The organism is Calothrix sp. CBUCES-K 9914, assembly GCF_059640475.1.
Window position 1 is genome coordinate 1 of sequence record NZ_JBXXZH010000067.1, and the last position, 25343, is coordinate 25343.

At 40.7% G+C, this 25343-nt stretch carries 23 protein-coding genes and 1 other RNA gene; 14 read left to right on the plus strand and 10 right to left on the minus strand.

The genetic code is table 11. The annotated features are described in order from the left end of the window. The 4 genes from AC2JBO_RS16810 to mutT form a co-directional block, all read left to right on the plus strand. The coding region (locus AC2JBO_RS16810; RefSeq protein WP_496954799.1) for an ATP-binding protein at window positions 1-1321 on the plus strand (1321 nt) is incomplete at its 5' end. Window positions 1322-1828: 507 nt separating this feature from the next. Beyond that, window positions 1829-2785: an RNA polymerase sigma factor, RpoD/SigA family gene (locus AC2JBO_RS16815; RefSeq protein ID WP_496954800.1), complete on the plus strand. Its 957-nt coding sequence runs from the start codon at window positions 1829-1831 to the stop codon at window positions 2783-2785. A gap of 247 nt (window positions 2786-3032) precedes the next feature. Then, window positions 3033-3374, plus strand: coding sequence for a DUF760 domain-containing protein (locus AC2JBO_RS16820; RefSeq protein WP_496954801.1), 342 nt, complete (start codon window positions 3033-3035; stop codon window positions 3372-3374). 161 nt (window positions 3375-3535) lie between these two features. Continuing rightward, window positions 3536-3949 carry an 8-oxo-dGTP diphosphatase MutT gene (gene mutT, locus AC2JBO_RS16825; protein ID WP_496954802.1) on the plus strand — a complete coding sequence of 138 codons (414 nt, stop codon included), beginning with the start codon at window positions 3536-3538 and terminating at the stop codon, window positions 3947-3949. Between the two features lie 81 nt (window positions 3950-4030). Here mutT and AC2JBO_RS16830 read toward each other — a convergent pair whose 3' ends face one another. Next, window positions 4031-5239: a histidine kinase gene (locus AC2JBO_RS16830; RefSeq protein WP_496954803.1), complete on the minus strand. Its 1209-nt coding sequence runs from the start codon at window positions 5237-5239 to the stop codon at window positions 4031-4033. A 140-nt stretch (window positions 5240-5379) separates the two neighbouring features. On the opposite strand from AC2JBO_RS16830, the gene AC2JBO_RS16835 reads away from it, so the two are divergent. The 6 genes from AC2JBO_RS16835 (at window position 5380) to AC2JBO_RS16860 (ending at window position 11550) form a co-directional block, all read left to right on the plus strand. Beyond that, window positions 5380-6852, plus strand: a complete 1473-nt coding sequence (locus tag AC2JBO_RS16835; protein WP_496954804.1) for a hypothetical protein — start codon at window positions 5380-5382, stop codon at window positions 6850-6852. 115 nt (window positions 6853-6967) lie between these two features. Then, window positions 6968-8092, plus strand: a complete 1125-nt coding sequence (locus AC2JBO_RS16840; RefSeq protein ID WP_496954805.1) for a glycosyltransferase — start codon at window positions 6968-6970, stop codon at window positions 8090-8092. A 31-nt stretch (window positions 8093-8123) separates the two neighbouring features. Further along, entirely contained in the window at window positions 8124-8963 is an 840-nt protein-coding gene (locus AC2JBO_RS16845; RefSeq protein ID WP_496954806.1) for an LPS biosynthesis glycosyltransferase, read from the plus strand. Window positions 8964-9103: 140 nt separating this feature from the next. After that, on the plus strand, window positions 9104-10504 hold the full coding sequence (locus AC2JBO_RS16850) for an S-layer homology domain-containing protein (protein WP_496954807.1): 1401 nt from the start codon (window positions 9104-9106) through the stop codon (window positions 10502-10504). A gap of 24 nt (window positions 10505-10528) precedes the next feature. After that, a complete protein-coding gene (locus tag AC2JBO_RS16855) occupies window positions 10529-11131 on the plus strand; it encodes a cytochrome b/b6 domain-containing protein (protein WP_496954808.1) in 603 nt (200 codons plus the stop codon). Beyond that, window positions 11092-11550 carry a cobalamin biosynthesis protein gene (locus AC2JBO_RS16860; protein ID WP_496954809.1) on the plus strand — a complete coding sequence of 153 codons (459 nt, stop codon included), beginning with the start codon at window positions 11092-11094 and terminating at the stop codon, window positions 11548-11550. The genes AC2JBO_RS16855 and AC2JBO_RS16860 overlap by 40 nt, the downstream gene beginning before the upstream one ends. A gap of 87 nt (window positions 11551-11637) precedes the next feature. Here AC2JBO_RS16860 and AC2JBO_RS16865 read toward each other — a convergent pair whose 3' ends face one another. The 7 genes from AC2JBO_RS16865 to AC2JBO_RS16895 form a co-directional block, all read right to left on the minus strand. Next, the gene (locus AC2JBO_RS16865) at window positions 11638-11991 is read right to left on the minus strand and encodes a phage holin family protein (RefSeq protein WP_496954810.1); all 354 of its coding nucleotides are present in this window, start codon (window positions 11989-11991) and stop codon (window positions 11638-11640) included. 101 nt (window positions 11992-12092) lie between these two features. Further along, on the minus strand, window positions 12093-13235 hold the full coding sequence (locus tag AC2JBO_RS16870; protein ID WP_496954811.1) for a peptidoglycan-binding domain-containing protein: 1143 nt from the start codon (window positions 13233-13235) through the stop codon (window positions 12093-12095). A gap of 195 nt (window positions 13236-13430) precedes the next feature. Beyond that, window positions 13431-14702: a M16 family metallopeptidase gene (locus AC2JBO_RS16875; RefSeq protein WP_496954812.1), complete on the minus strand. Its 1272-nt coding sequence runs from the start codon at window positions 14700-14702 to the stop codon at window positions 13431-13433. 14 nt (window positions 14703-14716) lie between these two features. Continuing rightward, a complete protein-coding gene (locus AC2JBO_RS16880; protein WP_496954813.1) occupies window positions 14717-15991 on the minus strand; it encodes a M16 family metallopeptidase in 1275 nt (424 codons plus the stop codon). Between the two features lie 205 nt (window positions 15992-16196). Continuing rightward, window positions 16197-16380, minus strand: a non-coding RNA gene (gene ssrS, locus AC2JBO_RS16885) — 6S RNA. A gap of 65 nt (window positions 16381-16445) precedes the next feature. Continuing rightward, window positions 16446-17702: a 5-(carboxyamino)imidazole ribonucleotide synthase gene (locus AC2JBO_RS16890; RefSeq protein WP_496954814.1), complete on the minus strand. Its 1257-nt coding sequence runs from the start codon at window positions 17700-17702 to the stop codon at window positions 16446-16448. Beyond that, on the minus strand, window positions 17699-18205 hold the full coding sequence (locus AC2JBO_RS16895) for a pentapeptide repeat-containing protein (RefSeq protein WP_496954815.1): 507 nt from the start codon (window positions 18203-18205) through the stop codon (window positions 17699-17701). The genes AC2JBO_RS16890 and AC2JBO_RS16895 overlap by 4 nt, the downstream gene beginning before the upstream one ends. Window positions 18206-18663: 458 nt before the next feature. Here AC2JBO_RS16895 and AC2JBO_RS16900 point away from each other — a divergent pair, with 458 nt between their 5' ends. Beyond that, window positions 18664-19017 (plus strand): slr1957 family protein, encoded by a 354-nt coding sequence (locus AC2JBO_RS16900; protein ID WP_496954816.1) that lies wholly within the window; start codon window positions 18664-18666, stop codon window positions 19015-19017. A gap of 443 nt (window positions 19018-19460) precedes the next feature. Beyond that, window positions 19461-20786: a serpin family protein gene (locus tag AC2JBO_RS16905; RefSeq protein WP_496954817.1), complete on the plus strand. Its 1326-nt coding sequence runs from the start codon at window positions 19461-19463 to the stop codon at window positions 20784-20786. Here AC2JBO_RS16905 and AC2JBO_RS16910 read toward each other — a convergent pair. Continuing rightward, complete coding sequence (locus AC2JBO_RS16910; protein ID WP_496954818.1) at window positions 20755-21957, minus strand: AI-2E family transporter; 1203 nt, start codon at window positions 21955-21957, stop codon at window positions 20755-20757. The genes AC2JBO_RS16905 and AC2JBO_RS16910 overlap by 32 nt on opposite strands. 113 nt (window positions 21958-22070) lie before the next feature. Between AC2JBO_RS16910 and AC2JBO_RS16915 the strand changes: the two genes are divergently transcribed. Next, the gene (locus AC2JBO_RS16915; RefSeq protein WP_496954819.1) at window positions 22071-22475 is read left to right on the plus strand and encodes a hypothetical protein; all 405 of its coding nucleotides are present in this window, start codon (window positions 22071-22073) and stop codon (window positions 22473-22475) included. 306 nt (window positions 22476-22781) lie between these two features. Continuing rightward, window positions 22782-24197 (plus strand): LCP family protein, encoded by a 1416-nt coding sequence (locus tag AC2JBO_RS16920; RefSeq protein ID WP_496954820.1) that lies wholly within the window; start codon window positions 22782-22784, stop codon window positions 24195-24197. A gap of 233 nt (window positions 24198-24430) precedes the next feature. On the opposite strand, the gene AC2JBO_RS16925 is transcribed toward AC2JBO_RS16920, so the two are convergent. Beyond that, a complete protein-coding gene (locus tag AC2JBO_RS16925; RefSeq protein WP_496954821.1) occupies window positions 24431-25339 on the minus strand; it encodes an alpha/beta fold hydrolase in 909 nt (302 codons plus the stop codon). Window positions 25340-25343: the final 4 nt, after the last annotated feature.

The following is a 25343-nucleotide window of genomic DNA, read 5'->3' on the forward strand; positions in this document are numbered from 1 at the left end:
GCACTCAGCACTCAGCACTCAGCACTCAGCACTCAGCACTCAGCACTCAGCACTCAGCACTCAAATTTGGGGCACATCTCCCGACTCGATAGATATTGCTGAAGACCGGGAAAGGTTTGAAAAAATTCTCAAGCAACTTAATATTGCTCAACCCGCAAACGGTCTTGCTCGGACTTACGAAGACGCTTTGGTTGTTGCGAAACGCATTGGCTATCCGGTTGTTGTTCGTCCTAGCTATGTTTTGGGTGGACGCGCGATGGAGATAGTGTACTCCGACATGGAACTTGAGCGCTACATGACTTTTGCCGTTCAAGTTGAACCAGACCATCCAATTTTAATTGATAAGTTCTTAGAAAACGCCATCGAAGTCGATGTTGATGCAATTGCCGACCATACTGGGCGAGTCGTAATTGGTGGTATTATGGAGCATATAGAACAAGCGGGTATACACTCAGGAGACTCAGCTTGTGCGCTGCCATCAATTTCACTTCCTCCGGCTGTACTGACTCAAATTCGTACATGGACAGTAGAGCTAGCAAAAGCCCTTTCTGTAGTGGGGTTAATGAATATTCAGTTTGCAGTTGCAGGCGCCTCTGGTTATTCGCCTCAAGTTTATATTTTAGAAGCCAACCCGCGCGCTTCGCGAACAGTACCTTTTGTTTCCAAAGCAACGGGTGTACAACTAGCAAAGTTAGCATCTTTAATAATGTCGGGTAAAACCTTGGAAGAACTAGGTTTCACCGAAGAAGTAATACCTTCCCACATTGCCGTCAAAGAAGCCGTATTACCGTTTAATAAATTCCCAGGTACTGATACTTTACTTGGTCCAGAGATGCGCTCAACAGGTGAGGTAATGGGGATTGACGCCGACTTTGGACGTGCTTATGCTAAAGCAGAACTCGGCGCCGGCGAACAATTACCTTTAACAGGAACAGTGTTTGTATCGATGAACGACCGTGATAAAACAGCAGTAGTACCCATCGTCAAAGAATTTATCGATATGGGCTTTAAAGTCATAGCCACTGACGGAACACGAAACATCCTTAAAGACAACGGCTTAAACGTTGAACTAATCTTAAAACTTCATGAAGGGCGCCCGAATGTTCTTGATGCCGTTAAAAACCATCAAATTCAAATCGTCATCAACACACCCTCCGGAGGAGAAGCACAAAACGATGCCAGACTTATCCGACGCACCGCACTCACTTACAAAATTCCCATCATCACTACACTAGCAGGCGCCAAAGCCACAGCTGCCGCAATCCGTTCCTTACAAACCTCCGACCTAGACGTGCGAGTCATTCAAGAATATACCGTGTAGGGTGTGTGGCGCCACCAAAATCCACAAAACAAAACCAATAACCGAGTGGCGCCACGCACTTTACCTAGCAATTCTTAAAAATTCTTTACATTTCTTGATGAATTGGATTAATAATTTATTTAATCAAATCAGTGGAATTCGGGTATTATAAGTGTCAAGCAATACCACACATAGCGGAAAAAGCCCAAGGAAATGAAATAATGACTAGCCAAACCTTTTAAGAAATGTTACAATGGTTAATACAAAAGCTTAGAAAGTAAATTTGACTAGCTTGTTACTTTTAATCTAACTTTAGATGATTGTGAGCAAAGCCAAAAATAAAGTACCTTAACTCGAATTAATAACTATAAAAGTTGTAAACTTACCGCTGTAGACCGAAGCGGTATACGTTCTGAGGTTGCTATATTAGGTCTCCAGTAAAATTTGGAGTCGTAATTATAAAGCATCTATCGGTATCTACACTCCCCGCCCACTATATGAAGCAAACATTTACCAAAGAGTAGCGCCATGAAGACCGCTCAGACAGCTACAGACCTCGTGCGGACTTACCTGCGTGAGATTGGCAAAGTGCCACTCTTAACACACGAGGAAGAAATATTTTATGGCAAGCAAGTTAAGCGTGTAACTAGCTTGTATGATGTTAAGGAGTCTCTTGCCGCTCAGTTAGGGCACGAACCAACATTAGACGAGTGGGCGAAAGCGACAGACCTTGACATTAGAGAGTTGAATACTGCAATTGCAGAAGGCGAATTTGCCAAACGTAAAATGGTAGAAGCCAATTTGCGACTTGTGGTATCCGTGGCGAAAAAATATATTAAGCGTAATGTAGACCTACTTGATTTAATTCAAGAAGGTAGTATTGGAATGCAGCGAGGTGTAGAGAAATTTGACCCCTCCAAAGGTTATCGTTTCTCCACTTATGCCTATTGGTGGATACGCCAAGCGATTACTCGTGCTATAGCTGAAAAAGGTCGTACTATACGTCTACCAATTCATATTACAGAAAAACTAAATAAAATAAAAAAAGCCCAGCGTTCTCTATCTCAGCAGTTGGGACGGGCGCCTAGTGTAGGAGAGTTAGCTGAAGAACTTGAGTTGACACCAAGGCAAGTGCGTGAATATTTAGAAAAAGCTCGTTTACCCCTTTCGCTCGATTTACGTCTAGGCGATAATCATGACACTGAGTTAGGGGAGATGTTGGAAGATACGAATGCAACACCTGAAGAGTTTGTAGTTCAAGCTTCGCTATCAACCGACTTAGAGCGTTTGATGTCAAGCTTAACCACTCAGCAGCGTGAAGTCATCTCGTTGAGATACGGTTTAGCGGATGGTCAATCAATGACACTCGCGCGGATTGGTGAAATACTCAATATTAGTCGTGAAAGAGTGCGACAGATTGAGCGTGAAGCTTTAACCAAGCTACGTAAATCAAAAATCAGCATTAACGAGTATTTAGCAAGCTAAAAATTAGTGCTGAGTGCTGAGTTATGAGTTAGGAATTGCTCTCAGCACTCATTACTAAGCACTCAGCACTTTTTAGAGATAACACACTTTTTTTGTACGGTTACACCGACTGCCAAGGGTATATTAATTTTGTTACATTAGTTTGCAACAAGACAAAACAGTAGTCTAAAGTTTAGGGCAAAAAAGCTACATAAAGCATAGAATTGTATTAAATCTTAGCTAACTGTAAAAGTATAGGAGGCAGAAAGTGAGTAACCAACCTAATCGAGTTTCCGAATTTTTTGATAGCGAGTCAGAAGGTGCAAATTTGCTATGGCAATATGTAAAGTCGCTCAGTCCTGAAGCTTTATCTCAGTTGTCAAAGCCATCTTCACCCGAAGTTTTTCAGGTTATGGAGCGTAACATAGTTGGCTTGTTAGGTAATTTACCTTCGGAACATTTTAATGTAAGTATTACTACTAGTAGAGAAAATCTTGGTCGGTTATTAGCATCAGCGATGATGAGTGGCTATTTTTTGCGGAACGCAGAACAAAGGATGCATTTCGAGGTAGCATTACACGGAACCGATACAGAGCAAGCAGAAGCGTAAATTTTTGAATATAAATAAGACCGATTAAATACGGACAATTGCACTTAATGGTATGGTTGAAAAGTTATCATTGAAAAATTAACTTGATTTTCACTAGATTACTAGATTCCCGACTTCTTAAAGAAGTCGGGAATCTTATTTCAATAACAGTATTGCCCAAAATGGATCAAAATACATTTCCACCACACAAAGTTATTGGTGTTGCAGTTATTTGGAACGCTTCTGGTAGGATATTAATCGACCGTCGGCGCCCCGAAGGTATGATGGGAGGGTTATGGGAGTTTCCAGGTGGTAAGGTAGAGCCGGAAGAAACGGTTGTAGAATGCATTCAAAGAGAAATTAAAGAAGAATTAGGTATAGAAATTGAAGTTGGTGAACATTTAATATCTATTAGTCATACGTATACTCACTTAAGAGTAACGCTGACAGTACACCATTGTAAGTATTTGAGTGGAACTCCTCAACTTATTGAATGTGACGAAGTACGCTGGGTTAATTTGGATGAACTTGATACGTTTGAGTTTCCGGAAGCGAACACTCAAATTATTTCAGCTTTAAGAAGTAGACGAGAGTAATAAAAGAGCGGTAATTACCTTTGATACAAAAAAATAAAGAAATTACGAAGTAATACTGAAGTTATTAATAATTATTCTGAATTATTTTGGATAAACAGGCAGTGTTAGGTGAAACCATGCTCCACCCATTGGAGAAACATCAACCCAAATTTGACCGTAGTGCGCGCGGATAATTCGCTGGCATAGGCACAAACCAATACCATATCCATCTTTGTCTTCGTCACGCTCTAAGCGGTAACGGTTTTCAAAGATGCGCTCACGGTTATCTTCAGGGATACCTAGACCTGAATCACCAACACTAAATTGAACCTTTTGGGTAGTGCGATGAAGCCCAGAGACTATAATTTTACCATTTTCAGGGGTGTATTTAATGGCGTTATCAAGTAAATTAATCAATACTTGACGAATGCGGTCAGGGTCAGCGTAAACAATAGGCAAATCTTTGGGGATGTCTTTTTCAACAACGAGTGATTTGGTAACAATACGTTCGCGTAATTCATCAGCAACTTCTTGAAATAGTTTTCCAAGTTCCATTTTTTGAGGCTGGATGCGAAAATCGCTGTCATTACCACGACCGACTTGCAATAGGTCAGTAATCATACGGTCAATAGTCTTAACCTGAGTACGTGCCTGTTTGAACAATTTTGCCGTCAAGCCCGGTTTTAAACGCTCGAACTCTCCTTTCTCAAAATTGTAGTTCGATTGTAAAGTCTCAATTGCAATCGAAGCTGCTGTTAAAGGGTTGCGAAGGTCATGAGCTAACATCCCAATTATTCGGTCTTTAAACTGAAGTTGTTCAGTTAGTTTCTCTTTTTCTTGCTTGAGACGAAAAATCTCATCGGAAAGCTGAATCAGTTCAGTTGATATAGCTAGCGATGTAATTGAGGATTTTGGTAATGCACCGTTACCGTTTTCCTCGTAATCTTCTGGTTCTAATTCAGTTTCTAATTTTATATAACTTTCTGCTGCTGCTTGCCAACGAGGCCACCAGATTTTTAGTTCATTAATGATATTACTACCCGCGATGGATTGCCTCGGTTCTGGGTGAACTTTAATTAGTGCTGGTGTTGCTACCAATTTGAAATGTTCTGCCAAATAAGGTTGCTCCCCAACGTCCACGAGTTGAAGCTCAAACTGATACGACTCGTATAGTTTATCAAGATATGACTTTACCTGCTGGATTTGTTGCCGAGACTTTGGACGGTCATCGACAAAAAGTAACAACTGGAGTGGAGCCTCAGAATGAATCGGCTGGTCCGGGTAAGCTTGCATGTAGTTGTGTTTTCGCACTGGTAACAAACCGACGACGCTAGAAAAAAGTCCATTTAACAGGCAGTTGTCGCTGTTTCTGCTGTTTGTTCTTTATAACTTGTTTCTAAATTTAATATCAATTTTAGATTTTTCATACTACTATCCAATCATAATTTGAGATGAGATACATATTTTTAAGCGTTTTTGCGCCCTTTTGTTTAATATCGGTAGGCATTCGCGCGGAAGCTGTACAACACAAAGCGCAATCTTCGACGATTCAAAATGCTTCGTCAACCCCAGTTGATAGTTTTTATACAACGGCTAAAGGTTTTGTGCAGGAGCAAATAAACTTAATCGCGCGCATTGAGAAAGCGCTTTCTGTACTAGACCCAAACCGAGTCAGGGCAGTACGTGGACAAGTACTCGTGCAAGCTAAAGCAGTTGAAGGCTTTGTAAAGTTACAAGACCCTAATTTTAAAACGACTTGTTTCGCCGAGTCACCAGTAATCAAAAACAGCGATAGTAGTATTTTGTGTCCGTTGTATACATCAAGTCAGGAGTTATTAAAGCTTGCTCCTTTACTCGACCGTATTTTATCGAGACGGGGAGAGTCAGCATTGGTAAGCGAGTTGCCTCTCGTGAGTGGGGAGCGTCAATCTGACCCAATACTGTCAATGTCACCGATACAGCGTCCTAATTTGGGCATTCAAGCAAAGAATTTTGCAACATTTGAACCCTTATTACCTCCTTCTTCACCACAAATTATTGTCCGTCCAGCTAAAAAGCTCCTTGCAAATTATACGCAACCGATGCAAGGTGCTGTTATGATTCCCCAGGAAGCTTATAGAGTGTTAGAAAGCGCAGAAAAATATATTAAGCTAGCGCAAGCTGAATTTGGAGTTAGTACGACATTTCACAATCCGACACAGACAGCAATTGCACTCGACCGTTTCGCTTACGACCTTGACCCAAAAGAAAAGCAAACCTACTCTAAGTTTTTGGCATTGCCTCAAACGGGTATTTTTCGTGTCCTACCACATTCATTTTATCATCGTCCGTTAAATACGCTCCAAAATCGATTATCAAAAACCGTTATCGAGCGATACCCTTTTCCATCTTTGGGTGAAAAAAATGGTTTTAATCCTAATTTAGCACTTTCCATCGTTGGAAATAGCTTTCAAATATTGCCTACCGGAGTAGATTACAGCTTTATCGCAAATTTAGGAGATAACAAGCTCGAAAAGCTGGATGCAACACTCAAAACCGTTACCCCAGAAATTGCAACCGCTTTTCTTAATTACCAACCACCACCACAGTTAGATAAAATACAGCAAGAACGGCGCCGCTTTCAAACAGAAAAACATCCGTTGAGTTCCAAATTGCTATCAAGTATTCCAGTCAAACTGAACAATACTTATTTAGTACGTTTATTTCAGTATAAACTTTCTTCAGCAGTACTAACAGGAAAGCAACTCACACCACAAGAGCGTATAAATATTGATGAATTACTCGAATATCAGAGCAGCGATACAATCATCGCGTTTCGTCCAGTTCGATTCTCTTCTGATGGCAGTTATACCGTACTTTGGCGCCTAATCAAGCGTGGCAGTCCACCACAAATAGAAGATTTAGAAGCGCATGTAAAATATTAACGTGGTTCAAATTTATGGGAATTATTTTCAAAATTTACAATTTAAATAGTAACTTTACAGAAATTAATGGGCACTTTAAGAGTGTAAGCTTGACATTAAAGCAAAAATGCTCAGTATGCTCAAAAATCGAACCCATGTTGCAATTTTCCTACGTTGCCTTTTCGGTGGTGGAACCGAGCGAGTTATGGTCAATTTGGCGAATAGCTTTACAGAACATGGCTTGAAGGTAGATTTAGTACTAGCGCACAAGTCAGGGCCTTACTTATCGCAGGTGGCACCCAGAGTAAGGATAATTGATTTAGAATCACCGAAGTTGGCGGCAAGTGTGCCCAAACTGATACATTATTTAAAGCTAGAACAACCACTGTCAATGCTATCAGCACTCCACTATCCAAGTGAGATTGCAATTTTTGCCAAAAAAGCAGCGCGCGTGAAAACACGAGTTGTCATTGCAGAACAAAATACGCTTTCGGTAGAAGCCAAAAATCTGCCGCAACTAACAGCACAGTTGACACCTTTGAAAGCACGGTTATTTTATCGGTGGGCATCAGATATTATTGCAGTTTCTCAAGGAGTTGCTGATGATTTAGCGCAAGTTATCAAAGTTCCTCGCAATCAAATCAAGGTAATTTATAACCCTGTTATTGCTCCAGATATCATAGAAAAAAGTCAACAACCAGTAGCTCATCCTTGGTTTAATCAAGGAGAACCACCAGTTATTCTAGGTGTAGGTCGCTTAATTGAGCAAAAAGATTTTCCTACACTTATTCGTGCATTTGCCCAAGTGCGTTTTAAAAGACCCGCGCGCTTGATGATTTTGGGAGTTGGAAGCGAAAAGAAGCATTTAGATGAACTGATTCAAGAACTTGGTGTAGAAAACGATGTTGCGATGCTAGGATTTCAAGAAAATCCCCATGCTTACATGGCGCGCGCTAGTGTATTTGCGCTCTCGTCAGCTTGGGAGGGTTTTGGTAACGTTATCGTTGAAGCTTTAGCTGTTGGTACTCCTGTTGTTTCTACTGACTGTCCAAGTGGTCCTGCGGAAATTTTAGCTGGTGGTAAGTATGGGTCGTTAGTACCCGTCGGTAATTATCAAGCGATGGCAAAATCTATTTTAGAAGTTTTATCAGGAAATTTCAAAACTGTTGATTCAAACTGGCTAAATCAATTTACTTATTCAGAAGCTGCATCTAAGTATCTAGATGTTTTAAATCTTAATCAATATATCAAGGCGCATTAATAATTTAAGTAATTTCAACCACTGATAATCTATGGATAACAACAAAAACACAAATCAACTCGTACACAATATTCGCAAAGTCTTAATTGTTGCGTGTAAAGAATCAACTTCTCTACTAGAAGAATTTTTTACTGCCGAAGGTTTTGACTGTCAGGTTCTCAGACAAGAATTTAAGCCTGAATATAAAGATTACTCGCGTAGCTATCTTTGTTTAATGAATCATGAGCGTGCGTGGAGAATTGCCCAGAAAGAGCAATTGCCAACTTTAATTATTGAAGCAGATTTCGTGCCTGTGATTAGCTTTGCTAAATTGCCACTGCCATTTAATCCAAGTCAGTCTGATGTCGGTGTCAGTTGGCTATATACTTGTGCATCACAAGTATATAGTATTTTACCAGAAGGGTATGCAGAAGGGTTTTCGGTTTCAACGGTAGCTTATATTGTGACTCCCAACGCTGCTGAAAGCTTACTTGGACTGAGTGAAGAAATTACACAAAAGTACGGAAGCTCAAATTATTCAAGTTGGGATTCAACATTAGATAACTATTTGCGCGCGCGTAGCTTTAAGAATTATATTCCCTGGCGTAATTATGGAGAACATGGCGGCGCCCCAAATCCGGAACACCATCAAAACAAACTAAGTAAAACCCATCGTGCGGATGTTTTATACGGCAAGTTAGCATTTGTTCCACCTTATGCAACTTCTAAAAGTGTATTAACCTTTCTATGGGTTCGTTTACAAGCTAGATTAAAAGGTATTGCCCGTCTAATTTCCGGACGTTTCTTACGACCAAAAGTCATCAAAGGTGCCTCCGTACCAAGTAAATTGGTAAGTTTTGCATTATTACGACATTTTTGTTGGGAGTTGTAAGAGTGCTGAGTGCTGAGTGCTGAGTGCTGAGTTAGGTTTTTAATCCAAAATCTAAAATCCAAAATCCATTCATGTCCCTATATCGGGAAAATCTAAATGCGTTAGTGTAGGAATAATGGAATTATAAATACTTACTTTCTGTGCATTACTGCAAACGTTCGGTTGTGTTTTTAGGTTGGGCAGCTTTATTAACTCTAACTGCCTGCGCGAATAGTCCTGCTGCCAAAAACTGGGAACAGTCATTGGCAGCAGATTCTAGATTGAAAAATAATCCTGCTGTTTTTGGCACCAACCCAACTCAAACTACACCACAACCACAGCCAACATTTCAGTTACCAGCAGATTTTCCCAAAAATATACCAATATATCCGAATGCTCAGTTACAAGAAGTAATACCAGGCGCCGAGGGTCAATCCCAAGGACGTTGGTTAAGTGTTGACCCTAGTAATTTTATTGCGAGCTTTTACCGTAGTCAATTTTCTTCCAATAACTGGCAAATTGTCCAGAAACCAAGCGATGATACAGGGGGAACGTTTGAAGCTAAACAAAATAATCTTTTAGTTAGAGTGACAATTCAACCCAAGTCTGTTACGAGTGCAGCACCAAATCAACCTCAAACATCCACAGAGTTACGAATTGAATACTCACCAAGCGGTACAGCTTTTGCGAGTTCTACTTCCACACCTCAAAATACAAAAACACCAGAAGTTGCCAGCAATACACCCCAACCTGGAAGTTCAGATTTTATTGGTCCAGTCTTGCCTGATAATAATGTTGCGGCGCCTATTAATACCCCAGTAGTAACCGCAACTAATACACCCGCAGTCGCACAAACCAACTCGTCACAGTTCAGTGATATTAATAAAGCTCCCCAACAGTTACAAAGTTATATTCAAGACTTGGGAGCGCTGGGTGTTTTGACAATTAGCTCTAATAATAGTTCTAATAATCAAGCTAAAGCTAACAATAATACTTTATTTGAACCAGGTAAGGTGATTACTCGGCGTGAATACGCGCGTTGGTTAGTTGCTGCAAATAATGCGATGTATAGTAGCAACCCAGCAAAACAAATTCGTGCAGCTACAGAAAACGCACAACCTGCATTTAGCGATGTTTCTAAAACCAATCCTGATTTTCCCGTCATTCAAGGACTAGCAGAGGCTGGTATAATCCCCAGTCCTTTATCTGGTGATTCTACTGAAGTATTATTCCGTCCAGACGCACCGTTAACGCGCGAGCAGTTAATTTTATGGAAAATACCGCTTGATACACGCACCGCCTTACCTGCGGCAAATTTAGAAGCTGTAAAGCAAACTTGGGGATTTCAGGATGCAGGGAAAATCGACTCAAAAGCGTTGCGAGCAGTGTTAGCTGACTTTCAAAACGGTGAACAGTCTAATATTAGACGTGTATTCGGTTTTACTACACTGTTTCAGCCAAAAAGAACCGTAACCCGCACGGAAGCTGCTGCTGCTTTATGGTACTTTGGTACACAAGGTGATGGCATTTCCGCAGCAGACGTACTCAAAGGCAAAAAATAAGGTAAAAAATAAAATCTTAACTCTATGACTCGTTCCAAACCATATCAACCTTTTTTACTACGACTGTTACATGGCGCCAATGTATTACTAATTATCGGCGCCATAATTACAGGATTTTTAGTATACGATAGTTGGGATGGCAGGTTTGGCGGTTTAGGAATAACGAAAAGGAATCGCGATTTAATCGATATTCACGGTACATTCGGATTTTTGATCTCGTATATAGCATTACCAATATTTTTGATTTACTGTTGGAAAGCTGGTAGAAAGCGCTTAATACAAACTTCAACGTTAAAGCAACTGGGTAGTGTTGGAAAACCTGCATGGTGGTATGCACTACAACAAGTCACAAATACCTTGATGCTAGTAGCGGCTGTATTTTCGGTAATTTCTGGCAAATTTCAAGATGAAAATTGGCTACCACTAGGTGAGTTCAACCACATTGCTTACTATATACATTTAATCGCCTGGATTGTTATAGTATTAGCGCTCTCGATGCATTTATTAATGAGTGCCAAAGTTGGTGGGTTGCCCCTATTACTTTCAATGCTTGATACAAAATATCGTCCAGATGATAGCCCAGTTTTATGGCGCCGAAAAGTTATGAACTGGTTTCAGAGAAAGTGATAAATATTAAAAGCTATCTATGGGTTGGTATTGGTTGTCAACGTGGGACTTCATGCGAATTTATCTCAGCAGCAATAAAGCATGTGTTCCAAGAAAACAACCTGCTTATTAAGACCATCGCAGGAGTTGCCACCATTAATACCAAAGCATTGGAACCTGGTATAACTCAGTTTTGCGCTTTACATAATTTGCCTTTAGTCTTTTTTACCGCTGAAGAATTACAAAATGTAACTGTACCTAACCCATCACAAATTGTCGCAAATAAAGTCCAGACTCTAAGTGTCGCTGAAGCTGCCGCAATTCTTGCCACCAATACAAAAACCTTATTTATACCTAAACAAATTATATGCTCAGTTCAAGGTTTAAAAGGCGCCGTTACATTAGCGGTAAGTTTGGCAACGAATGATAAACGGATGTAACGGATAATTTATTTTGTACAACAAGTCTTTGTTTGTAACCAATAACCATCCGTTACATCCGTTACATCCGTTGTATCCGTTGCCAGCTTACTCAACCCCTCTCAAAAGATAATTAATAATAGTGGAAACAATAGATAGTACAATAGAACCTAAAAGTGCTGGTATAAAGCCCCGAATTATAAAACCATAACTAGGAGTTAAGGCACTAGCGATTAATAGCGAGACTGCATTCAGAACAAATGTAAATAGTCCAAAAGTTATCAGAGTAATTGGAAAAGCAAAAAAACCTAAGATAGGACGGATAAAAGCGTTTACTATCCCAATAACTAGGGCAGCAACAAGAGCAGCAGCAAAATTTTTAACAAAAAAGCCAGGAACAATATGAGCGGTTATAAGTAGGGCAATAGCTGACCCAAACAAAGTTAATAAAAAGTGCTTCATAAAAAACCTCATGGGACTAAGAGTTGCTTAAACCAAGTCTAGTAGGATAGGCATCTTGCCTGTCCTACGAGATATTTTAAGCAATATTTAAGCAATATATTTTATGACTCTGAGCGACTAGTGCGGCGCCTGCCCGTTAAAATTTCCCATGTTTCACCACCTGCAACACCATCTGGTTGTAAACCAAAACGCTGCTGTAATGCTTTGACTGCTGTTTCGGTATCGGCGCCAAAATCACCATCTGGGCCGTTTTTGAGATATCCTTGTCGCTGTAGTCTGGTTTGCAAATCATAAACTTCCTCTCCGCGCATTCCTAAACGCAAAATTGGAAATCCGGCTGCTGTATATTGAATACCAGGCTTTTGCAAATTCGCGTCACTTTGCCGAGTCCGGTACGTTGATGTTGATGTTGAAGTCCTGGTACGTGTACGGTTGCTTGTGTTATTTGATGCTCCCGTTGCTACGTCGCGTCTACGATTATTTGTACTGTTTGTATTATTTACACTGGTACGATTTGTTGTGTTAGTTGCCGTATTGCGTCCACGATTATTATTTGTACTAGTTGTGGATGTTGATTGTTGTACGCGCGTGGTTTGCTGTGAAGTATTATTACGTGAGTTATTAGTATTTGTGGTACGTGTTGTTGAGGCTGTGCGAACTGTTTCTAGCTGTTGTGCGTTGCCAGTATTTCTTCTAGTTGTAGTAGTGGTAGTAGATTCTTGGTTGGATACAACTACTGGTTTAGGCAAACTAGCAGCGTTTTGATTCGGTGTAGGAAACTTGCTCCTAGTTGAGTTTGTATTTGATGCTGACGATGTTTCTTCTGTTGCATTATTCGCGGTTGTGTTTTGTCCAGGGAATAACTCTTGCCACGTTGCTGCGTCAACAATACCATCTGGCGCCAAACCTGCTGATTTTTTGAATTCGGTAACTGCTGCTGCTGTTGTTTGACCATACGTACCATCAACGGCGCCGTTATAATATCCCATTAGCTTTAAAGCAGCTTGGAGTTCACTAACTGCGTCTCCTTGACTACCAACTTTAAGACTTGGACGGTTTATGGTTCCTACAGTTGTGACTTGAGCTATTTGCTGCTCTGTTACAGAAGCTACAGATGGAGAGCCAAATAGTAAGGGTACAGAAGAACACAATAGCAAACGGTAAAAGTTCTTTTTGTTAAAGAAGCTAGATGAGATGAGCGATAGTAGGTAATTAAAAATACTTACCCCATTTCTGTCTTTCATGGAATTTGCCCCCGGAGTCCCTATACTAATACTACAATTACCAAGTGCTGAGTAATGAGTGCTGAGTGCTGAGTAATGAGTGCTGAGTGCTGAGTGCTGAGTAATGAGTGCTGAGTGCTGAGTAATACACCTAACTCCTAGCTCCTAACTCCTAACTGATAACTTCGTTTCTCAGCACTCAGCACTCAGCACTTTCTACTTATTTAAAACGTTGTCAATCGCTTCTTGTTGACCGACTAGGGATATGTAAGGTTCCCGTAAATAATTACACGCTGCTGCCATTGCGCTCTCTCTGGTGACTGCTGTTATCAGGTCTTGAAAGTTTTGGTCGAACTCAATTCCAAGTCCTAATGTTTCGTACCAACCATAAACTTGTGCGAGTTGAGCGTTCGTTTGTTTACCAAGCGCGTACTGTCCTAGAATCTTGTTTTTTGCAGATTGAAGCGCATCCGGTTCTAGTTCTATAGTTCGGAGCAAATCAACTTCGTTTTTGAGTTCAGTAAGTGCTGTTTTAGTATTTTCTAGTGCGGTTCCCATGTAGACAACAAATGCTGCGGGAAATAATCGGGTGGGGTATAGTGCGGATACTTCGTAAGCTAAACCGCGTTTTTCCCGCAACTCAACGAATAAACGGCTCGATAGTCCGTTACCTAAATATGTAGATAATAATTTGAGTGCAGCATAGTCAGAAGAATGTACCGATGGCGTCAAGTAACCCAGCATTAAAATTGATTGCTGTGTGTTTTGGTGTGCAAAAACCTGTTGAGGGGCAAGGTCAATATCTGGTAAATTTATTGAAGCAACTTTTGGACTCGTTGGTTGCCAATCACCAAAAATTTCTTCGACTAATGTAACAGCACTTTCATTCGTTATACGTCCTGCAATACTAATAACTAAGTTGTCAGGTCGAAAATAGGCTTTATGAAACTCGACTAAATCTTCGCGCGTTAAACTGCTCATCGTCGTTTCATCCCCTAACCCCGACATCGCGTAGGGATGATTTTGGTACATAAGATGACGCAGTTGCTCAAATGCAACACTAAAAGGTTGCTCTTTTTGTGAGCGAATGTCTTGAAGCGCTAGTCGTTGTTCGAGTTCCACTTCAAGTTCTGGAAAAGTCGGAAATTGAATCATTTTACCCGCTAACGCTAAAATCTCTGGAAAATCTGCCGTTACAGTTTTTAGCGATACTAAAAAATAATCGGTAGTGCTATCAGCACTTAACGAAGCTCCTACCGATTCTACAGCTTCAGCAATTTCCATGCTCGATCTGCCATCACATCCTTTCGTCATTACTGCTGAAAGCAAATGCGTCAACCCCGCTTTTGAACGCTGCTCACAATAACTCCCCGCGCGCATAAATAAACGCGCGGCAATAATATCCGCTACTGGATTTTCTGTAACTAAAACTACAATGCCATTACTTAATACAGTACGATGGACATGAGATGGTTGTGGCGTTGTCATTTTTTAATTAGCAATTAATGATTTGAGCATGGTTTGAGCGTAGTTACCGCGTATTGATTTGGCGAAAGATATTCTTGCGCTAATTTTTGCAGTTCTTGCGTATTGAACGATGATATCTGGTTCGGGTAAGTAACTGCTAGTTCGGCTTTAGCAATTGTATTGTAGTAACCGTAAAGTCCAGCGATTTGATTAGGTGTTTCGGTTGAAAAAGCAAAATCGTTACACAGTAACCTTTGAGCGCGTCTGAGTTCCTGCTCGGTGATACCATTGGTAATAATATCTTGTAAATGTACTTTGATTGCTGTCTCGACTTGTTCTAAAAATTCTGGTTCCAACCAAGCTGTAATTGTAAATAAACTTGATTCTTTTTGCAGGGAAAAATTACAGCAAATAAACCGTACTAATTGCTGTTCCTCCCGTAAGTCTCTCACTAAGCGAGAAGTTCTACCTTCTGCTAACAATACTGATAATAAGTCTAATCCGCACGCTGTCGTTAAATCCTCTACTCCAGGCGCCGTCCATCCCATCATTAAACGCGCGGTTTCAAGACGTGGTAAATTAATTTCTTGGCGCCGAATACCTGCGATAAATGGTTCAAAATGTTTGGAGCGAACAGAATTAGAATTAGTATTATGGTTGAAGAAAGTTTCAGGTTGATGGTCAGATTTAAAAGTCTTTTTGACTAATTCCAAAACAGGTTCTGACGCAATCCCACCGACAACAACAACAGTCATGTTTTCTGGACGGTAATGAGTACGGTGAAAACAGCGCATGGACGAACTTGAATGCTGCTCAACATCACTTTCGCTACCCAAAATTGAACGTCCATAAGGATGCTGTTGGTAAATACTTTGAATTAAATGCTGGTATCCCACCCAGTCCGGGTCATCCTGATAAGAACGAATTTCTTCTAATACAACATCACGCTCTCGCTCTAACTCGTCGTCAGGAATTGCCGCATTTAACAGCATTTCTGCTAGCTGTGGTAAAGAGGAGTCTAAATAACTAGCAGCAGATGTGATTGAATAGTGCGCGTAGTCATAACTTGTCGCTGCATTACTTACTCCACCTTGATTTTCAATATTGTTATCAAAAACCCCAGCAGGTAGTTTTGCTGTACCTTTAAATATCATATGCTCTAGAAAATGTGCCATTCCAAACCAAGATTTTGGTTCCGAAACACTACCTGCACTCACCCATACATCTGCCACAACTACGGGTGTTGTGGGTATTTGTTGATGTATTAATGTTAAACCGCTGTCCAGTTTGAATATTGAGGCTGGAAACACTGTATTTATTGGTGGTTGTAATATTTTTTGTAGTTATAATTACAATTTCTTGCAATTTTAATGATTGTAGCTCTGAATGTAACTAAATATAGATTAAATTTATACAATTTTATTTTTAATAAACAAAAAAAAATTATAAAGAGAAACCGGGTTTCTGAAAAAGTGAAAGCTCCCGTGTCGAATAGACTTCAGGAGCTGGAAATTTGGTCATACCGCGACGCCGTTTTACCTTAGTTTATGACCTGGGTATACCAGGGTGGGAGCCGTATGTCTCGTTTAAAGTTTCTGAGTACAAGCTCAGTCTACTGCCACGAGCAATAATTGGTTCCCAAATTCTTAAAGACATAGATCAAAAAACTTGATGGCAGTCACCAACGTCGCAGTACAACAACTTCATTATAGCCTCCAAAAATCATGTTGTGTATTTGGGAAGAGGATTTTTTTTGATTAAATACTAATTTTGATTTGGATACCAGATTAACTCGACGGTGCGTGCGGCAACTTGCGCGAGTTCCCGGCTTGGCTTATCTAATAATATAGTTACGTGTCCTAATTTGCGACCTGGACGCGATTCGGATTTTCCGTACCAATGAAGGTGGGCATTTTTCAGATGCGAGATGCTGTCGCGCTTTTGCTCATAGTCCGAGACCGAGTTTTCGTACCCTAATAAGTTTACCATGACGGCGCCTGGACTTTTCAGGGCAGTACTTCCTAATGGTAAACCACATACTGCCCGCAGGTGCTGCTCGAATTGTGAAGTTTCACACGCATCGATTGAAAAATGTCCGGAGTTGTGTGTACGTGGCGCCACCTCATTAACCAACACTTTGTCATCAGCCGTGAGAAATAATTCAATTCCAAATACACCAACAGCATCAAGACTGTCGAGTAAAGTTCTGGCGATGCGTTCAATTTGGTCAACAACTTGGAGGGAAATCTGGGCTGGTACAATTGCACGACGACAAACTTGTTGTTCCTGTTGAGTTTCTACCACAGGATAGATGACAACTTCAGCATCAACAGAGCGAGCAGCAATTACAGCAAGTTCGCATTTGAAGGGAATAAACTCTTCAAGCAAAAACTCAGTGTTACTTACCTTAAAACGTCCAGTATCAAGTTGATCGATAACGTCTTGGAAATGCTGTTGGTTTTTAATAATGTAAGTACCCTGCCCATCATAACCGTGGCGACGAGCTTTCAACACGATAGGGTAGTCGCAACTCAGGGCGCCATTGACATTGGTAACATCAAATGAAGTAAATGATGGTACTGGTAAACCAATAGAGCGCAAGTAACAGCGTTGATGGTACTTATCTAATAGAGGAGCAAGTGCTTCTAAGCGAGGCCGAAAACAAACGCCACGTTCAGCGAGAGTTGATAGTGCCTCCAAGTCAACGAATTCGTTTTCAAAGGTAATAACATCACTGTTTTTTGCTAGTTGTACCGTTGCAACCGCATCATCAACGCGCGCTTGTACAAAGTGAATAGACTCTTTAAGAGGAGTCGCAGTAATTGAAAATAATTCTGGCTTTTGTTCAGAGATTAAATACTGTTGAGGTTTGACATGTTGATGAGCATTGTCATTAATGAGCGCAACAGCTGGGTCTAAAGCACTCGGAGTTTGTACAACAAGTTCTAAACCAAGCTTGGAAGCTGCACCCCCCATCATCATCGCGAGTTGTCCACCACCAATTACACCTATACGTTTCATCTACACCCTAGAGAATCACGAGTTTTAATACCAGTCAGCGAATTAACTCCACTAGCTAATTCACATAGTTCTTTAACTTGTGCTAAGTCCAACACAGCATCTGTAAAATCAGCACCATCAATATTTATATCTTTAAATGTGGCACGAAGCAGTAATGCCTCAGTTAAGATTGCATTACTTAAGTCTGCTCCTGTAAAGTTTACCTGATCTACTAGTGCATTTGATAGATTTGCCGAGTGTAGGTTTGCTTTCGTCATTACCGAAGCGCTCATTACTGCCCCGCGTAAGTCCGCATCGCTAAAATTTGCTAACTCCATATTGGCGTTAGAAAATTCGCAAGCTTGTAATTCTTGCCCTGAAAAATCTCTCCTCGACAACTCCGCGTTGCTAAACGACATCGGATGTGTCCAGTCCGCAAGCGCGCGACTCGGTGCAAAACCGATACACATTGCTATTGCCAAAACTACCACTATAATGTATGCCTGATAAGGGCGCCAAAACATAATAAATCATACCTTCGAGCGGGTGTGCCACTATTTTTTAGCTTACCGCGAATCTGCCCCACTTCATGCACTTTCTATACTTTATCCGTATTGACAATCAATTATTAATACTATTAGATAACCTTTCAATTCAAAAACCCTGTTTTATATTCTCTTTATTATTAGTATTTTTGCGCTGCGGAATACCGAACATTTTAATTATTAATTACCGCTCTTTTTTCTGTCTGACTCTAAGAACTATATATGAAGGGATGAGCTTTTACTGTCGGAAATATTACGAAATGTTTAGATAGAAATTCAAAGGTAAAGTTTATTTTCAATTTGCGCCCTAGCATCAGTTGAGCTGATATGGTTGAGAAGTAAGAAAAGCCAATGTATATGGCTACTGGTTTAAACAGTCTGCGTGCCGATAAGTAAGCAATTAGTACTCAAGCGATTATATTCACTCATTAAACAGCATGTTAAGTTTAACTTCCCGCCCTAGCGTCAAAATAAAGCATTTCCATGATGAATGGCTTGAAGATTGGTGTCAAGAAAATGGGTGGACTGATTTATTTATAGAACGCAGCTGCAATTATTGGGCTTTTCCTCCCGGAGCAGTAATGCCCGAACCAATTCCCACTAAAGTATTAAGAAGTATTAAGTCACAAAAGGGAATGACCAGCAGTGAAAAATTATGGTCAATGTCCGCTCTTGTTGGTACATGTGTTGCAGTAATTTCTACGTTTTTGCTCAAGTGTCCAATGCCAATGATTTTGGCTTTCGCTTTCGATGCTGTTACTGCCGCGCGTTTGGAAGTTGAAGATATTTAGAAAACTTAATAATTTCATTGTAAAAGGGTAAAAGCAAAATTTGATAACCAACCCGACAAAATATGAGTAGGGTGCGTGAAGGCTACCAAAAACCTGAAACGAAGTAAAAATCAAGTAGCCTTCACGCACCTCACAAGTTCCTGGTGCGTGACGCTACTAGATGCAAGCTTCGTTTCAAGATTGTTAATGGCGTCACACACCCTACGTATCCGTTATATCCGTCGCGAGTTAAGACCAGAAGGTACTTTGTGAAGAAATGTTAAAGGTGAAATGTGGATTGTTAGCCTGAAGGTGTTAGTTTACTTCGGGAGTGCGCCAAGGTTATTATTTATTCGGTCTTTGAAGATTAAAACGACTGTTGCTAAAACTGTAACCGCCTAGTAACCGCAGGTGTTTTGATGTCATAGTCGAACATGAATACAGTGGAGATAAGGGTGGTTTGGATGCAGGAGAAATCAAGTCAGCGTAGCAATAATTTTTTACAAAGACGGTATGGTGTGCGTTTGGGAAGACGTTACGCACTGGCGGCAGCAAGTGTAGTATTAATGGGAATGATTGGATACTCACCATCTAGTCGTGAGTCTAGCTTAGTCCAAGCAAGTCAACCTCGCACGGAATCTAAGATGTCACAAGTCGCTAATTTAGATACGAAGCTTGTTGCAAGTAATACAAAGTTTGGCTTCAAGTTGTTTTCTGAAGTTTTGAAAAACTCGGAAGAAACCAATGTTTTTGTTTCACCATCGAGTGTATCAATTGCATTGGCGATGACTTATAATGGTGCCGCAGGTACAACGCAGCAAGCGATGGCAAAAGCACTTGAGTATTCTGGGTTGAGTTTACAACAGATTAATTCGTCAAACGCTGCATTAAAAACACTTCTGGAAAATCCTGACCCGAAAGTACAGTTAACAATAGCAAATTCGCTGTGGACTAACAGCAATACGTCCTTAAACCCTGATTTTCTACAGAAAAATCGCGATTTTTATTCTTCGCGCGTTACAAATTTAGATTTTACCAAGAGCGGCGCCACTGATACGATAAATAATTGGGTCAAAGACTCGACGCACGGCAAAATTAACAAAATTGTCGAGGACATTAGTCCAGACCAGGTGATGTTTCTGATTAATGCAATTTATTTTAAGGGCGCCTGGACACAACCATTCGATAAAAGCCAAACCAAAGAATATCCGTTTGTGAAAGCATCGGGACAGGTCGTTCAAACTCCAATGATGTCACAAAGAGGTAGTTATAAGTATTTAGACAATGAACATTTTCAAGCAATAAGTTTACCTTATGGCAAGGATGGGAAACTTAGCTTTTATGTATTTTTGCCAAAGGGTGAGAAAAGTAATAGTGATTTAAAGACATTCTACCAAACTTTGAATTCTGAAAATTGGGACAAGTGGATGTCGCAGTTTCGGAAACGTTCAGGGCAAATTCGATTGCCTCGATTTAAGATGGATTATGAAGTAACGCTTAACGATGCTTTAACGGCGTTGGGTATGGGAGAAGCGTTTAGCGGTAAAGCGAATTTTTCAGGAATTGGTAAAAATCTGGCGATAAGTACTGTCAAGCATAAAACTTTTGTTGATGTTTCGGAAGAAGGAACAGAGGCAGCAGCGGCAACTTCGGTTGGTATTGTTGCGCTTTCTGCCCCTAGTGAACCTCCATTTTCGATGGTTGTTGACCGTCCCTTTTTCACTTGCATTCGCGATTCGCAAACGGGCAGTATTTTATTTATGGGTTCAATTGCGGCGCCACAGTCGTAGAAGGATTAGGATTTGAATTTGAAGAATTTGAATTGATTTGTGTTGGCGCCGATAAATCGCTACCAGTATTGGGTGCAGCTACCTCCGACAAAAGAATAGAGTCGTCATCACTACCATGACCACGCCGTAACGCGCTCAAAGCTGTTTTAACAACTACCGCAGTCGGAACAGCTAAAATAACCCCTAATAAACCTCCTATTCTTGCTCCAGTCAAAACAGAAATTAACAGCCAAACTGGGTTTAAGCCAGTAAAACTGCCCAGAATACGTGGTGCTATCAAGTTTTCAAGAATTTGTTGAACAATAACTGCTGCAATTAGTACTCTTCCCCCCATTGTAAAATCTTGCAGCGCTACAAGTGATGTAGTTAAAGCGATACCAACGGAACCCCCGTAAGGTACAAGCGCCATTAAACCAATTGTTAAGCCAAATAAAAGCCCAAACGGCACTTTCAGCCATAAAAAGGTCGGAATTAAGGCACTCGCCATACAAGTCGAGATAATTAGCTGAGTAATGAAAAAATTCTGAAAGCTTAAGCGTACCGTTTGTGAAAATGCTTCGCGGAATTTGGCAGGAAGCCAATCGACCAAACTTTGCCAAAGTTCATCGCCGTGTTGCAATAGATAAAACGTCAGCACCATCGTAAGTAAGAAATCTAACAAACTTGTAACCGTAATTACAGCTAGATTTAAAACTTGTCCTGCGATTGCTTGCAATTGACCTTTCACACGGTCGTTAATTTGTACTACCAATGCGTCCAGATTTACTGGTAAACCTAAAAGTTCGGCTTTTTCGTTTAACATCATTAGTTGCGAGCGTCCTGAGTCGATTAACTCCGGAATGCGTGCGACTAATTGCTGGGCTTGAGTTAGCGCAAGTGGAATCAGTGTTACGCCTAATGCCAGTAAGATTGACAAAGCCAGTAAAAATACTAATATGGCTACTTGTTCGCGTTTGGCGCCTTGGTGTTCCATCCAACTTACAGGATAGTTAAGCAGAAACGCTAACACTGATGCTCCTACTAAAATAACAATCAGCGAGTGGAAGTAATCGAAAATTGCCGAGATTGCCCATCCATTAAGGACAACAAGTGGAGCAAAGAGCGCGATTGCCACAAATCGCGCGATTGGCGTTAGCGTTTGCCACCAATTTAGGAGCTTGCGTGTCTGCATCTGCTGCTACATGCCTGATACAACTATTGGGAATACGTTCATAAGTCATTAGTCCATTATCTCTGACTACACGACCTACACACATCTGTCTTGCTTAGGATTGCACAAATTATATGAAAAAAAATCAATCTCTTGACAAGTTCTCAAAGCGTAATTCGGAAAAAGCCTACAATCCATCAACGCTGCAACTCGTACTATATATGATTCCAGTTGTTGGTTTTTTTCCTTCGCTATGGACACTATATAGTCGTCAGGGCACACGGGAACAACTTACAGCTAGTCGGTTGTCTGTAACTCTTATGCTTACCTGGATACTTGGATACCTACTATTGGTAACAGGGGCAGAACAAACGTCAAACTCTTTAGCATTGCGTCTACTCATCTTAAATACATTCCTGACTTCAGGCTACTTCTTGGTCAGCACATGGTTAGTCGTCCGCGCGATTCGGGGTCAAAAACAGCGTGTACCAGGATTCAGTCGTCTTGCTGAACGCCTTCTAGGTAAATATACACCGTAGACAAAAAAGCAAGGATGTTTTTCAGTACTTACACTGAACTTTACACTTAAATAGTAAACATCCTGCCAATGGGTCTAGTCAAATAGGCTTAAATATTGCGATACTTCAAATAAAACAACAAAGCGTCTCCGGATTTGCTTTAGGAGGTACAGAAAAATGAGAAAAATACAGTTATAAGTGTTTTGGTTAACACCTATTTAACGATATTAGCCTTAATAATTTAAGAGTTAGCAAGCTCGATTTGAATGCATCTACGTATAAAAAGTAGACTCGGTTAAATTATATTGATTAAGTGTGAGGAAGTCAGTGACGATTCAAAGAACTTCGGCGGAAGAGAACTTTTCAAGCGATACGAGTAACTTAAGCGATAGAAAAATTCCTACAAAATCTGGACGTTGGTTGTGGTTTTGGGTGGGGATGAGCGGAATCGCGATGGTATCGGCAACTGCTGGGGCATTACTAGCGGTATCATTAAGCAGCACCCCCTTGATGCAAGCAAACCTAAGTCCACAAGAAGCGGCAGTATTTGATGGAGACCGTATTGCTGGAGGTGGGTTACGCTTTTCAGAATTGACGCGGCCAGTCAACATTCTTGTAATGGGGATGAGCGTACTTCCACCCGATATTCAAAATCCTCCTGCTGAAACCAAAAATCTTCGCTACCTTCCCCAGGTAAATTCCTTTGATGGTTTAGCGGATGTAATGCTATTAATCCGCTTTGATCCAGAAAACAAAAATTTAAAAATGCTCTCAATTCCTCGTGATACCCGTATTGAGATTGAGGGACACGGGATGAAAAAAATTAATGCTGCCAATACTTTTGGTGGGCCTGCTTTAACTGCTAAAACAGTCAGCAACTTGCTGGGTGGTGTTGGAGTTGACCGTTATGTTCGTATTAATGTTTTGGGTGTAGCAAAACTCATTGATGCGCTTGGAGGTGTGAACGTCTTTGTACCCAAAGATATGAAATACCAAGATGACTCGCAGCACCTTTACATCAACCTCAAAAAAGGTCAGCAGCATCTTGATGGTAACAAAGCATTACAGTTATTGCGTTATCGTCACGATGAAAATGGTGATATCGGTCGAATTCAGCGTCAGCAAATGGTAATGCGCGCGCTTATGGATCAAACTCTCAACCCAGCTACTTTAGGACGTTTGCCCGATGTACTCAATGTTGTTAAAGAACACATTGATACTAACTTGACGGTTGAAGAATTACTAGCTTTGGTTGGCTACGGCGCCCGTACAAACCGCTCGAATATTTTACAATTAATGGTGCCAGGTAGGTTTAGCGAAAAGAACGAATTTGATGCGAGCTACTGGATACCCAATAATGATCGCATTGCAAAAACAATGTCGCAGCACTTTGCCTTACAAGCGACAGCTGCAACAAAAGATACTGAACCAGCCAAGTTGCGCGTTGCAATTCAAGACAGCACTGGTGACTCGAAGACGAATCTTCAACCTTTGATCAGAAGCTTGGAAAGAGCAGGTTATCGTAACGTATTTATTGCGAAAAGTTGGGGAGAACCGTTACAAGTAACTCATATTGTTGCCCAGCAAGGTGACGGTAATGAAGCTGAGTCAATCCGCAATACTATAGGTTTTGGCGAAGTTCGTGTTGAAAGTACAGGAACTATTGGTTCGGATGTTAGCATTCAAGTTGGTAAAGATTGGTTACAGCAACTTAATTCTATACAAAATTCTAATCCACGTTAACTATAGATTGGTCAGTAGTATATGACGCAATAATTATGCATCATGCGTATATAACTATATAAATATAAATCAGTTATTTGATTCAAAATTGACAACCAGTGGTTGTCAATTTTTTTTACGCTCATTTTACAATAGATGTTTATTCTGTAAGAGTATTCTAATAAATAAATGTCCTAAATAAATAATGTAGGACAGGCGAGACGCCTATCCTACGGGATGCCTGTTTTTACTGTTTATATTGAATGTTGTGTTTGTTCGGAAATCCAATCTTGTAAAATTGGGTTGATGATTTGCGGCGCCTCATCTTGAGGACAATGACCGACTCCTTCAATGGGGATAAATTTGAGTACTTGGGGGTAGTCAGCAAATTCTCTTCCCAATTCTATCGGTTCCCAAGGGTCAGCTGCTCCCCATATAATTATGGCTGGACAAGGTAACTTGGGTAATAAGTCTTCTGGTAGTGGTCCACTCGAATATGATGTAAATGCTAAAAATACGGCAACAGCTCCTGGGTCAGAAGCTGGTGACATCAATATATCTATTAACTCGTCTGTAACAGCGTCGGGATTTACGTAAGCTTGTAATAAGATTTTGCGTACTGTTTTGGGTTTTGCTATTTGGTTGAAAAAGAAGTTACCTACAGTTCGATTCGATAATACCCGTTGTAGTAACGGGGCACCAAAACGACGATACCACGGTAAAGCCGCGCGTTTGCTGTCGTGTAACAAACGTAAAGAACAGTTAAGCAAAGCAACTGAGCGAACAATATCAGGATTATCTACTGCTGCCTGCATAGCAACAATACAACCAATTGAGTTACCAACTAAAAAAACTGGTTCTCTAACAACTTCTCGACAAAAGTCAGCTACTTGCTGTCCCCAAGTTTCAAAAGTGTAGTCAAGCTCGGTGTTTGGATTAGGTTTTGCCGAACCTCCAAAACCAATTAAATCAATCGCAAAAACGCGACATTTTTCCGCTAGTACTGGAATATTTTTCCGCCAATGCCACCACGAGGCGCCGAAACCATGTATCAAAATTACTGCTGGTCCAGTTGTACCTTGCGCTTGGTAAGAGATTTGGAAACCTCGCCAAGTCCATACGCGCGCTGAAGAAAGAGCAGGATTAGAAGCAGTTACGGTCATGGGA

Excerpts from the sequence above, each read along its gene's own strand:
- AC2JBO_RS16815 (WP_496954800.1), top strand. The coding sequence starts at position 1,829 with ATGAAGACCGCTCAGACAGCTACAGACCTCGTGCGGACTTACCTGCGT.
- mutT (WP_496954802.1), top strand. The coding sequence starts at position 3,536 with ATGGATCAAAATACATTTCCACCACACAAAGTTATTGGTGTTGCAGTT.
- AC2JBO_RS16835 (WP_496954804.1), top strand. The coding sequence starts at position 5,380 with ATGAGATACATATTTTTAAGCGTTTTTGCGCCCTTTTGTTTAATATCG.
- AC2JBO_RS16840 (WP_496954805.1), top strand. The coding sequence starts at position 6,968 with ATGCTCAAAAATCGAACCCATGTTGCAATTTTCCTACGTTGCCTTTTC.
- AC2JBO_RS16845 (WP_496954806.1), top strand. The coding sequence starts at position 8,124 with ATGGATAACAACAAAAACACAAATCAACTCGTACACAATATTCGCAAA.
- AC2JBO_RS16855 (WP_496954808.1), top strand. The coding sequence starts at position 10,529 with ATGACTCGTTCCAAACCATATCAACCTTTTTTACTACGACTGTTACAT.
- AC2JBO_RS16860 (WP_496954809.1), top strand. The coding sequence starts at position 11,092 with ATGGCGCCGAAAAGTTATGAACTGGTTTCAGAGAAAGTGATAAATATT.
- AC2JBO_RS16865 (WP_496954810.1), bottom strand. The coding sequence starts at position 11,991 with ATGAAGCACTTTTTATTAACTTTGTTTGGGTCAGCTATTGCCCTACTT.
- AC2JBO_RS16870 (WP_496954811.1), bottom strand. The coding sequence starts at position 13,235 with ATGAAAGACAGAAATGGGGTAAGTATTTTTAATTACCTACTATCGCTC.
- AC2JBO_RS16875 (WP_496954812.1), bottom strand. The coding sequence starts at position 14,702 with ATGACAACGCCACAACCATCTCATGTCCATCGTACTGTATTAAGTAAT.
- AC2JBO_RS16890 (WP_496954814.1), bottom strand. The coding sequence starts at position 17,702 with ATGAAACGTATAGGTGTAATTGGTGGTGGACAACTCGCGATGATGATG.
- AC2JBO_RS16895 (WP_496954815.1), bottom strand. The coding sequence starts at position 18,205 with ATGTTTTGGCGCCCTTATCAGGCATACATTATAGTGGTAGTTTTGGCA.
- AC2JBO_RS16900 (WP_496954816.1), top strand. The coding sequence starts at position 18,664 with ATGTTAAGTTTAACTTCCCGCCCTAGCGTCAAAATAAAGCATTTCCAT.
- AC2JBO_RS16905 (WP_496954817.1), top strand. The coding sequence starts at position 19,461 with ATGCAGGAGAAATCAAGTCAGCGTAGCAATAATTTTTTACAAAGACGG.
- AC2JBO_RS16910 (WP_496954818.1), bottom strand. The coding sequence starts at position 21,957 with ATGCAGACACGCAAGCTCCTAAATTGGTGGCAAACGCTAACGCCAATC.
- AC2JBO_RS16915 (WP_496954819.1), top strand. The coding sequence starts at position 22,071 with ATGAAAAAAAATCAATCTCTTGACAAGTTCTCAAAGCGTAATTCGGAA.
- AC2JBO_RS16925 (WP_496954821.1), bottom strand. The coding sequence starts at position 25,339 with ATGACCGTAACTGCTTCTAATCCTGCTCTTTCTTCAGCGCGCGTATGG.